This is a genomic window from Pseudomonas sp. FYR_7 (genome assembly GCF_043106155.1).
In the GTDB taxonomy this organism is placed as follows: domain Bacteria; phylum Pseudomonadota; class Gammaproteobacteria; order Pseudomonadales; family Pseudomonadaceae; genus Aquipseudomonas; species Aquipseudomonas parafulva_B.
The window spans coordinates 118,336-133,738 of sequence record NZ_JBICMI010000040.1 but is presented as its reverse complement, the minus strand read 5'-3'; the positions used below and the strand labels follow the sequence as shown (position 1 = coordinate 133,738).

Here is a 15,403-nt window from a genome sequence, read left to right as displayed (position 1 = left end):
CAGGCAGATTCCTAGGCATTACTCACCCGTCCGCCGCTGAATCCAGGAGCAAGCTCCCGTCATCCGCTCGACTTGCATGTGTTAGGCCTGCCGCCAGCGTTCAATCTGAGCCATGATCAAACTCTTCAGTTCAATACTGCTTGGGTTTTTAAGAAACCCTAAACTTGGCTCAGCAATCTCAAATGACTATGTGATTTCTCGCATGGTCACTTGTGATGCTGATAATCTTTCTGACTATCAGTCCGTACTCACAAGCACCCACACGAATTGCTTGATTCGATTTGTTAAAGAGCGTTTGGCTGAGAGCGCTTCGTCTCAACCGAGGCGCGCATTCTACGCTTTCCTCACTGCCTGTCAAGCGTATATTTTTGAAATTTATTTCGAGAAACTCGTTCAACTTCAAACACTTGACTCGCTTCGATCTCTCGTAGCGGGAGGCGAATTCTACAGCGTTTCAACACGCTGTCAACCTTCTTCTCAACCGCTGCCGATCTGTTCGATCGTAGCCCTTACAGCACCACCTTAACTAGCTAACCCATTGAATCTCAAGGAGTTTCGCGTTCCGATGTCGCTGGAAGTGGGGCGCATTATAAGGGGATTCGAAACCGCGTCAACCTTTAATTTCATGTATTTGAAATATTCTGGCCGTGGGCTGGGAAGGCGCCGCTGATGGATGAGGCACTACCTTATATAGAAGAAGGAGGTCCCATGGCCTCCTTGCTCCCCAACAGCACGCTTACAAACTAGGGAATGCGAACTGCGATGCTTCATGGCTGGCCCGCTGCGGCCAGCGTTGAGTAATGGCCTTGCGCCGCGTGTAGAACCTCACGCCGTCTGGCCCGTAGGCATGCAGATCACCAAACAGCGAACGCTTCCAACCGCCGAAGCTGTGATAGGCCACAGGGACCGGCAGCGGAACGTTAACCCCTACCATGCCTACCTCGATTTCATCGCAGAACAACCGCGCCGCTTCACCGTCACGGGTAAAGATGCAGGTACCGTTGCCGTACTCGTGATCATTGATCAGTTGCATGGCCTGCTCGAGGCTGTCGACCCGTACTACACACAACACCGGCCCGAAGATCTCTTCCTTGTAGATGCGCATTTGCGGGGTCACTTTATCGAACAAGGTGCCGCCGACGAAATAGCCCTCTTCATTACCCGACACGCTCAAGCCGCGCCCGTCCACCACGAGCCTGGCGCCCGCCGCTACGCCTTCATCGATGTAGCCAACCACCTTGTCGCGAGCCGCCGCGGTGACCAGCGGCCCCATGTCCAGGCCGCACGATGTGCCCGCACCGATCTTCAGTGCCTTGATTTGCGGCTCAAGCTTGGCAATGAGCGCATCGGCCACCTGGTCACCCACGCACACCGCGACCGAAATGGCCATGCAGCGCTCACCGCACGAACCATAGGCAGCCCCCATCAGCGCACTGACGGCATTGTCCAGGTCGGCATCGGGCATCAGCACTGCATGGTTCTTCGCGCCGCCCAGTGCCTGGACGCGCTTGCCACGCTTGGTGCCCTCAGCGTAGATGTACTCGGCAATTGGCGTAGAACCCACGAAGCTCAACGCCTTGACCTCCGGCGCCTCGATCAGGGCATCCACCGCTTCCTTGTCACCGTGCACCACATTGAGGATGCCCTTGGGCAAGCCCGCTTCCAGCAACAGCTGGGCGATGAACAGCGTCGAGCTGGGGTCACGCTCCGACGGCTTGAGGATGAATGCGTTGCCGCACGCGATTGCCAGTGGATACATCCACAGTGGCACCATCGCCGGGAAGTTGAACGGCGTGATCCCCGCTACTACCCCCAGCGGTTGAAAGTCGGACCAGGCGTCGATGTTGGGGCCCACGTTTCGGCTGTACTCGCCCTTGAGCAATTCAGGTGCAGCGCAGGCGAACTCGACGTTCTCGATACCACGCTTCAACTCCCCGGCGGCGTCTTCCAGGGTCTTGCCATGCTCCTCGCTAATCATTTGTGCAATTCGCGCTTCGTTCTGCTCGAGCAGTTGCTTGAAACGGAACATGACTTGGGCGCGCTTGGCCGGCGGGGTGTTGCGCCAGGCCGGGAACGCGGCCTTGGCAGCATCGATGGCTTGCTGCACGGTCGCACGACTGGCCAGTTCGACCTTGCGAATGGCCTGGCCAGTGGAGGGGTTGAACACATCGGCGGTGCGCTCGCCCTTGGTAACCAGGTCACCGTTGATCAGGTGCTGAACAATGCTCATGTAACACTCCAGATAGAAAAAGGCGTGGCAGGCGTGTGTGCGACAGGCGCCTGCCTTGAACGCAGGAAATCAGTCGATCAGGTTCAGCGTCTCGCCCACGGCATCGAACAGACGGTCCAGCTCTTCAGGTTTGGTGTTGAAGGTTGGGCCGAACTGCAAGGTGTCGCCGCCGAATCGCACATAGAAGCCCGCTTTCCACAGTTTCATCGCCGCTTCATAAGGGCGCACGATGGCGTCTCCGTCCCGGGCGGCGATCTGGATGGCGCCTGCCAGGCCATAGTTGCGGATATCGACGATGTTCTTGGTGCCTTTGACGCCGTGCAGCAGGTTCTCAAAATGCGGCGCCAGGTCTGCAGCGGACTGTACGAGGTTTTCCTTTTGCAGCAGATCCAGCGCAGCAAGCCCTGCCGCACAGGCGACCGGGTGTGCAGAGTAGGTATAGCCATGGGGGAATTCCACGGCATAGTCCGGCGTCGGCTGGTTCATGAACGTGTGGTAGATCTCGCTGCTGGCAACCACCGCCCCCATGGGGATCGCCCCGTTGGTCACCTGCTTGGCGATGCACATCAGGTCAGGCGTAACGCCAAAGGCCTCGGCGCCGGTCATCGCGCCCATGCGGCCGAAGCCGGTGATCACTTCGTCGAAGATCAGCAGGATATTGTGCTGGGTGCAGATTTCACGTAGACGCTTGAGGTAACCCTTGGGCGGCGGCAGCACGCCGGCCGAACCTGCCAGCGGCTCGACGATCACCGCTGCAATATTGGATGCATCGTGCAGCTCGATCAGCTTGAGCATCTCGTCAGCCAGCGCGATGCCGCCTTCCTCCGGCAGGCCCTTGGTGAACGCGTTGACCGGCAATACGGTGTGCGGCAGATGATCGACGTCCAGCAACTGCCCGAACATCTTGCGGTTGCCGTTGACCCCGCCCAGGCTGGTGCCGGCGATGTTAACCCCGTGGTAGCCACGGGCGCGGCCAATGATCTTGGTCTTGGTGGCCTGGCCTTTCAGGCGCCAGTAGGCGCGCACCATCTTCAAGGCCGTATCGGCACATTCGGAGCCTGAATTGGTGTAGAACACATGATTCAGGTCACCCGGCGTCAGTTCGGCAATCTTTTCAGCCAGCTGGAAGGACAGCGGGTGCCCGAACTGAAACCCCGGCGAGTAGTCCAGGGTGCCGATCTGGCGCGACACCGCCTCGGTGATTTCCTTGCGGGTATGGCCCGCGCCACATGTCCACAACCCTGAGAGGGCATCGAAGATCCTGCGCCCCTTGTCGTCCACCAGATGATTGCCATCGGCCGCCACGATCAGCCGAGGATCGCGCTGGAAATTGCGGTTGGCGGTATAGGGCATCCAGTGCGCATCCAGCTTGAGCTGGCTGGCGATACCGGCAGGCGCGGTTTGGAGCATGTTCATCGGCGGTTCCTCGGAAGACGATTAGGCAACGATGGATGTTGTTGCAGCTAACTTGGCACGGCGATAAAGTCTGAAAAAGCCTGCATTTCTAACCTTTACACAGGCCACGACTAAACTGATGAGCCGACGCCCCGATCCGCTTGCACAAGTCAGCGACTTCGATATTCGCCTGTTGAAAATCTACCGCAGCGTGGTGGAATGTGGCGGGTTTTCTGCCGCAGAAAACGTGCTGGGTATCGGGCGATCGGCTATCAGTCAGCAGATGAACGATCTTGAACAGCGTCTGGGCTTGCGCTTGTGCCAGCGCGGGCGTGCAGGGTTCTCGCTGACCGAGGAAGGCCGGGAGGTCTATCACTCGGCGCTGCAACTGCTCAGCGCGCTGGAAACCTTCCGCACCGAAGTCAACGGCCTGCACCAGCATTTGCGCGGCGAGTTGAACATAGGCCTGACCGACAACCTCGTCACCTTGCCTCACATGCGCATTACCCATGCGCTGGCTGAACTCAAGGACCGGGGTCCGGACGTGCGTATCCAGATCCGCATGATCGCACCCAGCCAGGTGGAGCACGGTGTTCTCGATGGCAGTCTGCATGTGGGCGTCGTCCCCCAGACCAGCCCGTTGTCGGGGCTGGAATATCAACCGCTGTATAGCGAACGCTCGCTGCTGTACTGCGCCGTCGGTCATCCGCTGTTCTACGCCGATGACGATCTGCTCGACGATGAACGCCTCAATCGCCAGGAGGCCATTGCCCCGACCTTCCGCTTGCCTGCCGAAATCCAGGCGCACTACCAGGTGCTCAACTGCACGGCCAGCGCGTCGGATCGCGAAGGCATGGCGTTCCTGATCCTGACAGGGCGCTACATGGGTTACCTGCCTGATCACTACGCTGCGCTCTGGGTCCAGCAAGGACGACTACGAGCGCTCAAGCCCCAGCAACGCTTCTATGACCTGAGCTTGAGCTGGGTGACGCGAAAAGGCAGACGGCCCAATCTGGTGCTTGAGAGTTTTCTGGAAAGTCTGGCTGCGACACGTTGATGCCACTCTCTGCCGCCAATGCTTGTTACTTTGCCGTGGGAAGGTAATCTTGTCCTACAGACGCAGCCATCCCCCTGCACGGAATCGTTCATGACATTAGAAGTCCCTGCGCACCGCCTATCCGCCTCCGGCAAACCCGCAGGCCGTATCCGACAGAAAAATGAACAGGCCATCATCAAGGCCGCCGAAGACGAGTTCGCCCGTCATGGCTTCAAGGGCACCAGCATGAACACCATCGCCCTCAAGGCAGGGCTGCCCAAAGCCAACCTGCATTATTACTTCACCAATAAGCTGGGCCTGTACATTGCCGTACTCAGCAACATCATCGAGCTATGGGACAGCACCTTCAACGCCTTGAGCGTCGAGGACGACCCGGGCGAGGCGCTTAGCCGGTACATTCGCACGAAGATGGAGTTCTCCAGGCGCAACCCGCAGGCGTCGCGAATCTTCGCCATGGAAGTGATCAGCGGCGGCTCCTGCCTGACCGAGTACTTCAGCGCTGACTACCGCGAGTGGTTCCGGGGCCGGGCGGCAGTGTTCCAAGCTTGGATGGATGCAGGCAAGATGGACCCTGTCGACCCGGTCCACCTGATCTTCCTGCTGTGGGGCAGCACCCAGCACTACGCCGATTTCGCCACCCAGATCTGCCAGGTGACCGGTCGCAGCCGGTTGACCAAGCAAGATATGGAAGATGCCAGCACCAACCTTATCCACATCATTCTCAAAGGATGCGGCATCGCGCCAGTTGCCTGACCGACATTTATGCCTTCTACCCTGCTCGACCTCTGCGAATTCCGCGAGGACATTCGCAAAAGCCGCTTCATTACCCTGGCCGGGCCCATCGCCAGTGCCAGCGATGCCATGAGCTTCATCGAGCGTCACAGCGACCCCGACGCCACCCACAATTGCTGGGCATGGAAAATCGGGCCCCAATACCGCAGCAGCGACGACGGCGAACCTGGCGGCACGGCCGGCCGCCCGATTCTGTCAGCCATCGAGGCACAGGACTGCGATCAGGTGGTGGTGCTGGTCATCCGCTGGTACGGTGGCATTCAGCTTGGTACCGGCGGATTGGCCAGGGCATACGGCGGCGGCGCCAACAAATGCCTGCAACAGGCCCCCAAGCGCCTGCTGGTACAACGCAGCGAGTTCACTTGCAGTTGTGCATTCAGCGAATTGGCGCTGGTGAAACTGCGGGTCGCCGACGTCCAGGGTCTGGTGCTTGAAGAGCACTTCACCGCCAACGGTGTAGACCTGAAGATTGCCTTCGAAGATGTCCACAGGCTGCCTCTGCAACAACAATTGGCAGACCTGAGCCGCGGCCGAATCCTGCTAGAAAGTTGCTAAGTGTTGCCCACAGCAACTGTGGGCCTGGCTGTGGATAAGCTTGGGGCATACGCCTAGAGCCCAATGAGCATGCCCCCTCCATAGATTTGATCAAATTTTGACCAAGGTTACGAAATCGGCAGCTTCAGTTAAGCCAGCCTAAGTTATCCCCATGCGCAGGCGGCCATGCGACCAGATAACTGCGGTTTGCACACATTAATTGTGGAGCAGCCTGTGGATAACCCGTGAGTGAAACGACAGGGCACCTGTGGCACATGGCCGCGCCGAGGGTTGCTCATTTTTCAAGCAGCAAGGCGCCGCAGTGCAGCGTCACAAATGGCCGGGCACATCCAGGCGTCCTATGAATTATGCTCACAGGCTCTAACAACCCTATGGAGCACGCTCATGGCCGATTCAAAAACCGCTCTGATCATCGGGGCCTCACGCGGCCTGGGATTGGGCCTGGTCAACCGCCTGTACGAAGACGGGTGGAAGGTCACTGCCACAGTACGCAATCCGCAAGAACCAGGCGCTCTGGCGGATGTTCCAGGCGTGCGTATCGAACAGCTGGAAATGAATGACCCAGCCCAACTCGACACCCTGGCTAAGCGCCTGACCGGTCAGCTATTCGACCTGGTATTTATCAACGCAGGCGTCATGGGCCCTCTCCCACAGGATGTGGAAAACGTTACGCACCAAGAAATTGGTGACCTGTTCATGACCAATGTCGTTGCACCGATTCGTGTCGCACGCCGCCTGGTTGAACATGTACGCGAACAGACCGGTGTACTCGCCTTCATGAGTTCCATTCTGGGCAGTGTCGCAGTGCCTGATGGCGGGGAGATCTGTTTGTACAAGGCCAGCAAGGCTGCCCTGAACTCCATGATCAACAGCTTTGTGGTGGCCCAGCCGCGCCATGACCTGTGCGTATTGGCCATGCATCCAGGATGGGTGAAAACTGACATGGGCGGAGAAAACGCGGAGATCGACGTGCTGACCAGCACCCGTGGCATGCTTGAGCAGATCAAGGCCCAAAGTGGAACGGCGGGCCTTCGCTTCATCAACTACAAGGGCGAACCCTTGGTCTGGTGATTGGGCAGGTTGCCGCCATTGGGGCGCACGGCCAGGCCTGGCCCTGTAGAATGGCAGCAACCGTACCTGATTGAGATCACCTTATATGTATGACTGGTTGAACGCCCTGCCCAAGGCCGAACTGCACCTGCACCTTGAAGGCTCCCTGGAACCCGAGCTGCTGTTCGCTCTGGCCGAGCGCAACAAGATTGCTCTGCCCTGGGCTGATGTCGAGACGTTGCGCGGTGCGTACGCCTTCAACAACCTGCAGGAGTTTCTCGACCTGTACTACCAGGGCGCCGACGTTCTGCGCACCGAACAGGACTTCTACGACCTCACGTGGGCTTACCTACAGCGTTGCAAAGCGCAGAATGTGATTCACACCGAGCCCTTCTTCGATCCACAGACACACACCGACCGCGGCATTCCTTTTGAAGTGGTGCTCAATGGCATCAACCAGGCACTCAAGGATGGCCGTGACCAGTTGGGCATCAGCAGCGGCCTGATCCTGAGCTTCCTTCGCCACCTGAGCGAAGACGAAGCCCAAAATACGTTGGACCAGGCCCTGCCGTTTCGCGATGCGTTCATTGCCGTTGGGCTGGACAGTTCCGAAATGGGCCACCCACCCAGCAAGTTCCAACGTGTGTTCGACAGGGCACGCAGCGAAGGCTTTGTGGCCGTTGCGCATGCCGGCGAGGAAGGCCCGCCTGAGTACATCTGGCAAGCGCTGGACCTGCTCCAGATCAAACGTATCGATCACGGCGTGCGCGCCATCGAAGACGAGCGCCTGATGCAGCGCATCATCGACGAGCAGATTCCCTTGACCGTGTGCCCATTGTCCAACACCAAGCTGTGCGTGTTCGACCACATGAGCCAACACAACATTCTCGACATGTTGGAAAAAGGCGTAAAAGTCACCGTCAACTCAGACGACCCAGCCTATTTCGGGGGCTACGTGACGGAAAACTTCCATGCCCTGCACACTCACCTGGGAATGACCCAAGACCAGGCTCGCCGGCTTGCCCAGAACAGCCTGGATGCGCGCCTGGTCTGACGCACTCAGCCCACCTGCAGCGTCTCGACCCGGGCGATGCGATTGATCTGCTGGATACCCAGCGGTGATATGTGCAGCGCCCGGGTATCCTCGGCCTCGCGTATCCATCCCGATTGCAGGAACAGGCGGAACAGCGCCTGGCCCAGAACGCCCCCCAGGTGCGGCTCCATGTCATGCCACTCGGTGCAGCGGCACATCGTGCATGCTCGGGGCTGATGCGGTGCCAACGCATCGATGTATACGCCGAGGCTAGCCAGTTGCGCCCGCCCCTCATCGCTGACCACCAACTGCCGCCCACAACCCTCCAGCCATCCGGCCACTACCAGGCGGTGGTAGAGTTCGCCCGCAAGCTCACCGCCCAGGTGATCGCCGCACCGTCTGGCGCGTCGCACGGACATGGGCAATGTAGGGCGCGGCGTGTGGGCATGACGGTTTCTTGCCTGTTCGAGCTGCACGCTGGCAAGGGCCTCCACAGCGGCGCCCACCTGAGGCGTTGCCAAGCGGAAATAACGTTTGCGCCCCCGGGCCTCATGCCGAAGCAGACCCGCTGAAGAAAGCAGCGAAAGGTGTGCACAAGCCGATGAGGCGCTTAGCCCGGTCATGATGGCCAACTCATTGGCCAGGCGGGGTGTGCCATCGATCAAGGCCCATAACATGGCACTGCGCTTGGGGTCGGCCATCAGGCTGGCGATCTGGCTGATGCTGCTGGCTGCGTTCATGTCCCTGTGACTCCCTGCAAATTCACTGTGTAGATGCGATGGCCGACCCTGGCCCACGAACGCCCTCGCTCGCGCTGGCCTGGCTCGTCAGTATAAGCCGCACCTGGAGCCACCCTGGCGCCACTGCCAGGCCTCGTTGTCGCAAAAATGCCACTGGGTAGGGCTACCCTTTGCAGGAGGCTTCTTCAGCGGCATGTTCGCAAAGCAGCCTGTATCTCGGCGGTTTGACAGAAAAAATGGCTCAGCATGGGATGAGTCAAGGCATATCGCTTATTGCGAATTCGGAAGATGCCCACAGCCGTCTTCACCAAATAGCGCAGATATTATCGAAGGTTCTTCATGCCTCACACCGAGCGCCTCGATTGCAGGCGCCGCGTCAACAGCGCAACCGTTACCACCAGCGCCCCGCACAGGCTCATCACCAACGCCATGGGCACCGCGCTGCCATCGTGCAGTACACCCACCAACGCCGCGGCCCCTGCGGCAACACTGAACTGCACGCAGCCCATCAAGGCAGAAGCGCTGCCCGCCCGAGCGCCTTGCCCGCTCATGGCACAAGCAGAGGCATTGGGCAGAATGAACCCCAGGCTCGCGATGCACACGAACAGCGGTACCAATAGCGGCCAGAGCGCTGCGGGCTTGAACGCCGCCATGCTCAGCAATGTCAGGCCTGCTATCAGGTACACCCATACCGCACGGCTCAGCAGCCAAGCGGGCCCGCGTTTGGCCAGCAGGCGGGCGTTCACCTGAGCCATCAGGATGAACCCCGCAGCATTGGCACCGAAGAACCAGCCGTAATGCTCGGCAGGTACCCCGTACAACTTGATGAACACGAACGGCGAGCCTGCGATGTAGGCGAACATGCCGGCAATAGCGATACCGCCCGTCAAGGCGTGCCCCAGGAACACGCGGTCGGCGAGCAGGCGCAAGTACTGACGCAAAGCGCCTGACAATGGCTGCCGGGGAATATGATCAGGCATGCTTTCAGGCAGCCCGAGGCTGACGGCGAGCAGGCAGCCGGCACTGAACAGGCTCAGGGACAGGAATATGAACTGCCACCCAACATGGTTGACCAACACGCCGCCCAGCATGGGCGCAAGGATCGGCGCCAAACCCATGACAAGCACCAGCTGGGAGAACACTTTGGCCGAAGCCACCGGGTCGCACTTGTCGCTGACAATCGCCCGCGACAGCACCATACCCGCGCAGCCGCCCAGTGCCTGGACAAAGCGCGCCAGGATCAGGGTGTCCAGGTTGGGCGCATAGGCGCAGGCCAGCGATGCCAGGGTAAAAAGCGCCACGCCGAACAGCAATGGCTTGCGCCGACCGAAACGGTCAGCCACCGGGCCATAGAGCAACTGCCCGATGGACAGCCCGAGAAAGTAGGCGGCCAGGGTAGTCTGGACGTGTTTTTCATCAGTGGCGAACGCCTGGGCTATCGCCGGAAAGGCAGGCAGATAGAAGTCGATCGCCAAAGGCCCGAACGCACTGAGTGCGCCCAGGATAAGGACCATTCGCAGGTTCATCGGGAATCCATAGCAAGCTAACAAAGTTGCACATTCTACCTGCTGTGGACCCCGTCCTGCGTAAAACAATCCAACAATCGCGTTACCTGGCTCGAGCGCTTATGCAATCTCGGCCTGGTAACCCTCTTCCTGGATGGCCGCCCGTATCTGCGCCGGGTTGGCACTGCTGTCGACGCGGACCTGCTTCTTTGCCAAGTCGACATCTACCTTGGCAGCGCCATCTAGGGCTTGGACGGCTTGGGTAACCGCCTTCACGCAATGGCCACAGGTCATGCCTTCTACCGAGAATACGTGCATGGGAATACCTCCTCTGGGTTTTCAGCGAGTTTCAAGCTTGCCATGGGGACAAGGTCAAGCGTGCGTGTCTGGAGGTGGCAATTCGCGTCCACCTCGGCCAAGCTGCGACTTTGAAACAGGCAAGCAGGAGAGTGTTCATGTTCAGGACAGCAATGGGCTTCATCGGGCTGCTGGGTGCGCTCGCGGCGGTGCCGCCGGCCATCGCCGAAGACAACTCGGCCTACAGCGTGCTGATCATTTCCCGCGAACGGCTTGAAGTGGCCACCAGTTGCGAGATCGGTGTCTACCTGAACGATCAACTGTCGGGGCGACTGTTCCAGGAACAGTCCACGTCGTTCAACCTGCCTGCGGGCCCTGTCGATGTGCGCCTGCGCCTGCTGCCTGGGCAGACACCCGGTTGCGCCCCGGGTCTTGAAGATCAACGTAGCATCCGGTTGAACCTGCAAGCCGGGCAGATCAACAAGTACCGCATCGCGATGGGTCAGTATGGGATGGAGCTCAAGCGAGCGCCGTTGGACTATTGACCTTCCCCGCATGGCAAGGTTGATGCTGGCAGCGTGCCCAAGGAGGAAATCATGTCCACGCCCGTCACTTATCACCTGCCCGTCTCCGGCATGACCTGCGCCAGCTGCGCTGGCCGAGTGGAACGCGCCTTGCGCAAGGTCACCGGCGCAGAACACGTCACCGTCAACCTTGCCAACGAGCAGGCCCGTGTGCAGGCGTCGGCCGATAGCCTGGATGCACTGGTCAACGCTGTACACGCAGCCGGTTATGCGGTGCCCAGCCATACGGTGGAATTGCAGATCGCCGGCATGACCTGCGCCAGCTGCGTCAGCCGGGTCGAGCGTGCGCTGGCCAAGGTGCAGGGGGTTCTCAAGGTCAGCGTCAATCTGGCCAACGAACGTGCCCACCTGAACGTCCTCGATGGCGTGCAGGATGTGGCGCTGATCGATGCGATAGGGCAAGCCGGTTACCACGCCAGCCTGCCGCACGCATCCGAAAGTGAACAGGCGACGACCCAACGCCGCTTGCGCCGGGAACGCCTTGCAGTCACCGCGGCGCTGCTGCTGGCTTTTCCCCTGGTGTTGCCCATGTTGGTACAACCGTTGGGCCTGCACTGGATGCTGCCGGCCTGGGCGCAGTTTCTGCTGGCAACGCCGGTGCAGTTCATCCTGGGCGCCCGCTTCTATGTGGCGGCCTGGAAAGCCGTGCGTGCGCGCAGCGGCAACATGGACCTGCTGGTTGCCCTCGGTACCAGTGCCGGTTACGGCTTGAGTCTTTATCAATGGGCCAACGCGCCATCGGGTAGCACACCCCACCTCTACTTCGAAGCCAGTGCAGTGGTCATCGCCCTGGTCATGCTGGGCAAGTACCTGGAAAGCCGTGCCAAGCGCCAGACCGCCAGCGCCATACGCGCACTGGAAGCGCTGCGTCCGGAGCGTGCGTTAAGGGTCATCGATGGCGTCGAGCAGGAGGTCGCCATCGCCCACCTGCGCGTGGGTGACCTGGTCATGGTCAAGCCAGGTGAGCGTTTTCCGGTCGACGGTATCGTCGAAGACGGCCACAGCCATGCCGATGAAGCCCTGATCAGCGGCGAAAGCCTACCAGTCGCCAAGCAACCCGGGGACAGCGTCACCGGAGGTGCGATCAACGGCGAGGGTCGGTTGCTGGTCCGCACGCAGGCGCTTGGCACCGAAACCGTCCTGGCTCGCATCATCCGCCTGGTCGAAGACGCCCAGGCTGCCAAGGCTCCCATTCAAAAACTGGTCGACCGAGTCAGCCAGGTCTTCGTGCCGGCGGTACTGATACTCGCCGCGATGACCTTGTTGGGATGGTGGCTGGCCGGTGCGCCGTTTGAAACCGCCGTGATCAATGCAGTGGCCGTTCTGGTCATCGCCTGCCCATGCGCGCTAGGGCTGGCAACGCCGGCCGCGATCATGGCGGGCACAGGTGTTGCCGCACGTCACGGCATCCTCATCAAAGATGCAGAAGCACTCGAACGCGCGCAGGCCGTCAACCGCGTCGTATTCGATAAAACAGGTACGCTCACCTCCGGCAGCCCGAAAGTGGTGCATAGCCAAGCGCTGGACGGCGATACGGACAACCTTTACCGATTGGCCGGCGCGCTTCAGCGCGGCAGTGAACACCCGCTGGCCAAAGCCGTGCTGGACGCCTGCGCCGACCGTGGCCTGCGTGTGCCCGAGGTGACCGAGAGCCAGTCCCTGACCGGCCGCGGCATTGCCGGACGTGTCGATGGGCGTGACTTGGCACTGGGCAATCGCCGCCTGCTGCAAGACCTTGGCCTGGCGCCCGGTGAACTGGCCGCATCGGCTGACGCCTGGGAAGCACAGGGGCGCACCTTGTCCTGGCTCGTCCAGAGCGGGGCCTCACCCAGCGTGCTTGGCCTGATCGCGTTCGGCGACAGCCTCAAGCCCGGGGCCGATCAGGCGGTCCAGACCCTGCGCAATCAGCACATCAGCAGCTACTTGCTCACTGGCGACAACCGGGGCAGCGCCATGGCCGTGGCGGCCGCCCTCGGCATTACCGATGCCTACGCCGAGGTGCTGCCAGCGGACAAAGCCGCCACCGTGGAAGCCCTCAAGCAGGGCGGTGCCGTTGCCATGGTCGGCGACGGCGTCAACGACGCACCGGCGTTGGCGGCTGCAGACATCGGCATCGCCATGGGCGGTGGCACGGATGTGGCCATGCAGGCCGCCGGCATCACCCTGATGCGCGGTGATCCGCGGCTGGTGCCAGCAGCCCTTGAAATCAGCCGTAGAACCTACGCAAAGATTCGCCAGAACCTGTTCTGGGCGTTCATCTACAACCTCGTCGGCATCCCGCTGGCTGCCTTCGGTTACCTCAACCCGGTCATGGCAGGCGCGGCCATGGCGCTCTCCAGCGTCAGCGTGGTCAGTAATGCGCTGTTGCTCAAGGCCTGGAAGCCCGCCCTCGATCAGGAGGCACCATGAACATTGGCCAAGCGGCAGCCCGTACCGGGCTCAGCACCAAGATGATCCGCTATTACGAATCCATCGGCCTGCTCAAGCCTGCCTTGCGCAGCGACAGCGGTTATCGGATCTATCAGCCTGCGGACCTGCATGCTTTGGCCTTCATCAAACGCTCGCGCGACCTGGGGTTTTCCCTTGAGGAAGTCGGCAAGTTGCTCACCTTGTGGCAGGACCGGCAGCGAGCCAGTGCTGATGTCAAGGCACTGGCCAACCAGCATATCGATGCGTTGAACAGGCGCATCGAGGAACTGGTTAGCCTGCGCGACACCCTGGTCGAGCTGGTTTCCAGTTGCCACGGCGATGACCGCCCGGACTGTCCGATTCTCAAGGAACTGGCCAACGAAGCGCCGGGGCGCTGCTGCCGCTGAGCATTTCCGACAGCCCCGCAACCAAGCTCATAGGGCATACCCGTCCAAACGCGACCGAATAGGCATCAATAGCGACTTCGCCCAATATTTACGGGCGTTTTCCTACATAAAATTCGGTTGCTGCCGATGCATTAGGTACCTGCCTCATGTGTCGACAACAATAATTCGGGAGCGCCGATGAGCATCAAACAGAAACTGACCTGGGCCTTTGCGATCATCGCCGCCCTGCCCATCGTGCTGGTGGCCACCTTGGTGGTACTGAACCTACGCGGCGAGGCCAGGGACGGCTTCCTCGACAGCAGCAGCCGAGAAATCCGTCAGGTCAGCAACGCGATGAACATCTTCTTCCAAGGCATCAGCCAGAACGTGGAGTACATGGCCTCGCAACCCTTGGTGGCGGCCACTGGCAACGAACTGACCAAGTACATGAGCGCCACGCCGTCCTACGAACTGGGCGAGCAATCGAGCAAGATTCTGGCGTTCATGACCAGCCTGGCCAATGCCCATCCTGCCTATGCCTACCTCTCCTACGGGGTCGCCGACGGGGGCTACGTCGGCTGGCCGGCAGGGCAGAAGTTCGTCAACTACGATCCGCGTACACGCCCTTGGTACCAGCTGGCCATGGCTAACCCTGGCAAGACCCTGCGCACCGGTGCCTACTACTGGGCCGCCGACGATGCCGTGCTGGTCAGCACCGTACGTGCCGTGGCCAACCAGCTGGGTAACCCTGGCGGCGTGGTCAACGTCGACGTTTCCATCAAAGGCCTCACCGAAATCGTCAAGCAGATCAAGCTGGGCGAGAGCGGGTACCTGCTGCTGGTCGAAAACAACGGCAACGTCCTGGTAGACCCACGGGATACTGCGCACAACTTCAAACAACTGGCGAGCTTCGGCGACGGCTACGCCGAGCTTGCCAAGCACGGCAAGGGCCTGGCCGAAGTCGAGCTGGACGGTGTTCGCTACATGGCCAATATCTACCCGGACGAACAGCTGGGCTGGACGCTGATCGGGCTGATCGAGCAACGCGAGGTGATGCAGACCACCACCCGCCTGACCTGGCTGATCGGGATCGTCGCGCTGGTACTGGCTGCCGTGTTCGCCGTCGTGGGTGCCACGTTCGCCAAACTGATCGTGCGCCCGATCAACAGCGTCACCAATGGGCTTGAGGACATCGCCCAGGGCGAAGGGGACCTGACCCGCAACCTGGAAATCCGCGGCCGTGACGAAACTGCCCAGCTGGCGAGCTGGTTCAACCAGTTCCTGGGGGCCATTCGCAGCCTGATCCAGCACATCAGCGCCGCAGCCGGCAACATCCTCAACACCTCCACCAGCTCGACACGCGTGTCCAG

At 60.6% G+C, this 15,403-nt stretch carries 13 protein-coding genes, 1 rRNA gene and 1 pseudogene; 9 read left to right on the top strand and 6 right to left on the bottom strand.

Annotated elements, in window-relative coordinates; translation table 11 throughout:
• From ACF8R3_RS10305 to ACF8R3_RS10295, 3 genes are all read right to left on the bottom strand, one after another.
• A 16S ribosomal RNA gene (locus tag ACF8R3_RS10305) occupies positions 1-132 on the bottom strand; the annotation flags it as partial.
• A 604-nt stretch (positions 133-736) separates the two neighbouring features.
• Entirely contained in the window at positions 737-2,230 is a 1,494-nt protein-coding gene (locus ACF8R3_RS10300; protein ID WP_058605263.1) for a CoA-acylating methylmalonate-semialdehyde dehydrogenase, read from the bottom strand.
• 69 nt (positions 2,231-2,299) lie between these two features.
• On the bottom strand, positions 2,300-3,646 hold the full coding sequence (locus ACF8R3_RS10295) for an aspartate aminotransferase family protein (protein WP_100852292.1): 1,347 nt from the start codon (positions 3,644-3,646) through the stop codon (positions 2,300-2,302).
• 115 nt (positions 3,647-3,761) lie between these two features.
• On the opposite strand from ACF8R3_RS10295, the gene ACF8R3_RS10290 reads away from it, so the two are divergent.
• From ACF8R3_RS10290 to ACF8R3_RS10270, 5 genes are all read left to right on the top strand, one after another.
• Positions 3,762-4,682 (top strand): LysR family transcriptional regulator, encoded by a 921-nt coding sequence (locus tag ACF8R3_RS10290; protein WP_178091277.1) that lies wholly within the window; start codon positions 3,762-3,764, stop codon positions 4,680-4,682.
• A 90-nt stretch (positions 4,683-4,772) separates the two neighbouring features.
• On the top strand, positions 4,773-5,435 hold the full coding sequence (locus tag ACF8R3_RS10285; RefSeq protein WP_023535181.1) for a TetR/AcrR family transcriptional regulator: 663 nt from the start codon (positions 4,773-4,775) through the stop codon (positions 5,433-5,435).
• Positions 5,436-5,444: 9 nt separating this feature from the next.
• Positions 5,445-6,029: a YigZ family protein gene (locus ACF8R3_RS10280; RefSeq protein ID WP_058638388.1), complete on the top strand. Its 585-nt coding sequence runs from the start codon at positions 5,445-5,447 to the stop codon at positions 6,027-6,029.
• A gap of 384 nt (positions 6,030-6,413) precedes the next feature.
• Entirely contained in the window at positions 6,414-7,100 is a 687-nt protein-coding gene (locus ACF8R3_RS10275) for an SDR family oxidoreductase (RefSeq protein ID WP_196185674.1), read from the top strand.
• A gap of 85 nt (positions 7,101-7,185) precedes the next feature.
• The gene (locus ACF8R3_RS10270; protein WP_058638390.1) at positions 7,186-8,133 is read left to right on the top strand and encodes an adenosine deaminase; all 948 of its coding nucleotides are present in this window, start codon (positions 7,186-7,188) and stop codon (positions 8,131-8,133) included.
• Positions 8,134-8,138: 5 nt separating this feature from the next.
• Here the strand turns inward: ACF8R3_RS10270 and ACF8R3_RS10265 are convergent, their stop codons facing one another.
• The 3 genes from ACF8R3_RS10265 to ACF8R3_RS10255 form a co-directional block, all read right to left on the bottom strand.
• Complete coding sequence (locus tag ACF8R3_RS10265) at positions 8,139-8,852, bottom strand: helix-turn-helix transcriptional regulator (protein WP_058638391.1); 714 nt, start codon at positions 8,850-8,852, stop codon at positions 8,139-8,141.
• A 344-nt stretch (positions 8,853-9,196) separates the two neighbouring features.
• A complete protein-coding gene (locus ACF8R3_RS10260; protein WP_058638392.1) occupies positions 9,197-10,378 on the bottom strand; it encodes a multidrug effflux MFS transporter in 1,182 nt (393 codons plus the stop codon).
• Between the two features lie 99 nt (positions 10,379-10,477).
• A complete protein-coding gene (locus ACF8R3_RS10255; protein ID WP_058638393.1) occupies positions 10,478-10,675 on the bottom strand; it encodes a heavy-metal-associated domain-containing protein in 198 nt (65 codons plus the stop codon).
• Between the two features lie 137 nt (positions 10,676-10,812).
• On the opposite strand from ACF8R3_RS10255, the gene ACF8R3_RS10250 reads away from it, so the two are divergent.
• The 4 genes and pseudogenes from ACF8R3_RS10250 to ACF8R3_RS10235 all read left to right on the top strand — a co-directional run.
• Positions 10,813-11,199, top strand: coding sequence for a hypothetical protein (locus ACF8R3_RS10250; protein ID WP_392515565.1), 387 nt, complete (start codon positions 10,813-10,815; stop codon positions 11,197-11,199).
• Between the two features lie 51 nt (positions 11,200-11,250).
• Complete coding sequence (locus ACF8R3_RS10245) at positions 11,251-13,647, top strand: heavy metal translocating P-type ATPase (RefSeq protein ID WP_392515564.1); 2,397 nt, start codon at positions 11,251-11,253, stop codon at positions 13,645-13,647.
• Positions 13,644-14,054 carry a Cu(I)-responsive transcriptional regulator gene (gene cueR, locus ACF8R3_RS10240; RefSeq protein WP_058605274.1) on the top strand — a complete coding sequence of 137 codons (411 nt, stop codon included), beginning with the start codon at positions 13,644-13,646 and terminating at the stop codon, positions 14,052-14,054. Before ACF8R3_RS10245 ends, cueR begins: the two co-directional genes overlap by 4 nt.
• A 177-nt stretch (positions 14,055-14,231) precedes the next feature.
• Positions 14,232-15,317: pseudogene (locus ACF8R3_RS10235) on the top strand (sensor histidine kinase); the annotation flags it as partial.
• Positions 15,318-15,403 lie beyond the last annotated feature (86 nt).

Coding starts and splice junctions, on each gene's coding strand:
- ACF8R3_RS10300 (WP_058605263.1), bottom strand. CDS start 2,230: ATGAGCATTGTTCAGCACCTGATCAACGGTGACCTGGTTACCAAGGGC.
- ACF8R3_RS10295 (WP_100852292.1), bottom strand. CDS start 3,646: ATGAACATGCTCCAAACCGCGCCTGCCGGTATCGCCAGCCAGCTCAAG.
- ACF8R3_RS10285 (WP_023535181.1), top strand. CDS start 4,773: ATGACATTAGAAGTCCCTGCGCACCGCCTATCCGCCTCCGGCAAACCC.
- ACF8R3_RS10280 (WP_058638388.1), top strand. CDS start 5,445: ATGCCTTCTACCCTGCTCGACCTCTGCGAATTCCGCGAGGACATTCGC.
- ACF8R3_RS10275 (WP_196185674.1), top strand. CDS start 6,414: ATGGCCGATTCAAAAACCGCTCTGATCATCGGGGCCTCACGCGGCCTG.
- ACF8R3_RS10270 (WP_058638390.1), top strand. CDS start 7,186: ATGTATGACTGGTTGAACGCCCTGCCCAAGGCCGAACTGCACCTGCAC.
- ACF8R3_RS10265 (WP_058638391.1), bottom strand. CDS start 8,852: ATGAACGCAGCCAGCAGCATCAGCCAGATCGCCAGCCTGATGGCCGAC.
- ACF8R3_RS10260 (WP_058638392.1), bottom strand. CDS start 10,378: ATGAACCTGCGAATGGTCCTTATCCTGGGCGCACTCAGTGCGTTCGGG.
- ACF8R3_RS10255 (WP_058638393.1), bottom strand. CDS start 10,675: ATGCACGTATTCTCGGTAGAAGGCATGACCTGTGGCCATTGCGTGAAG.
- ACF8R3_RS10250 (WP_392515565.1), top strand. CDS start 10,813: ATGTTCAGGACAGCAATGGGCTTCATCGGGCTGCTGGGTGCGCTCGCG.
- ACF8R3_RS10245 (WP_392515564.1), top strand. CDS start 11,251: ATGTCCACGCCCGTCACTTATCACCTGCCCGTCTCCGGCATGACCTGC.
- cueR (WP_058605274.1), top strand. CDS start 13,644: ATGAACATTGGCCAAGCGGCAGCCCGTACCGGGCTCAGCACCAAGATG.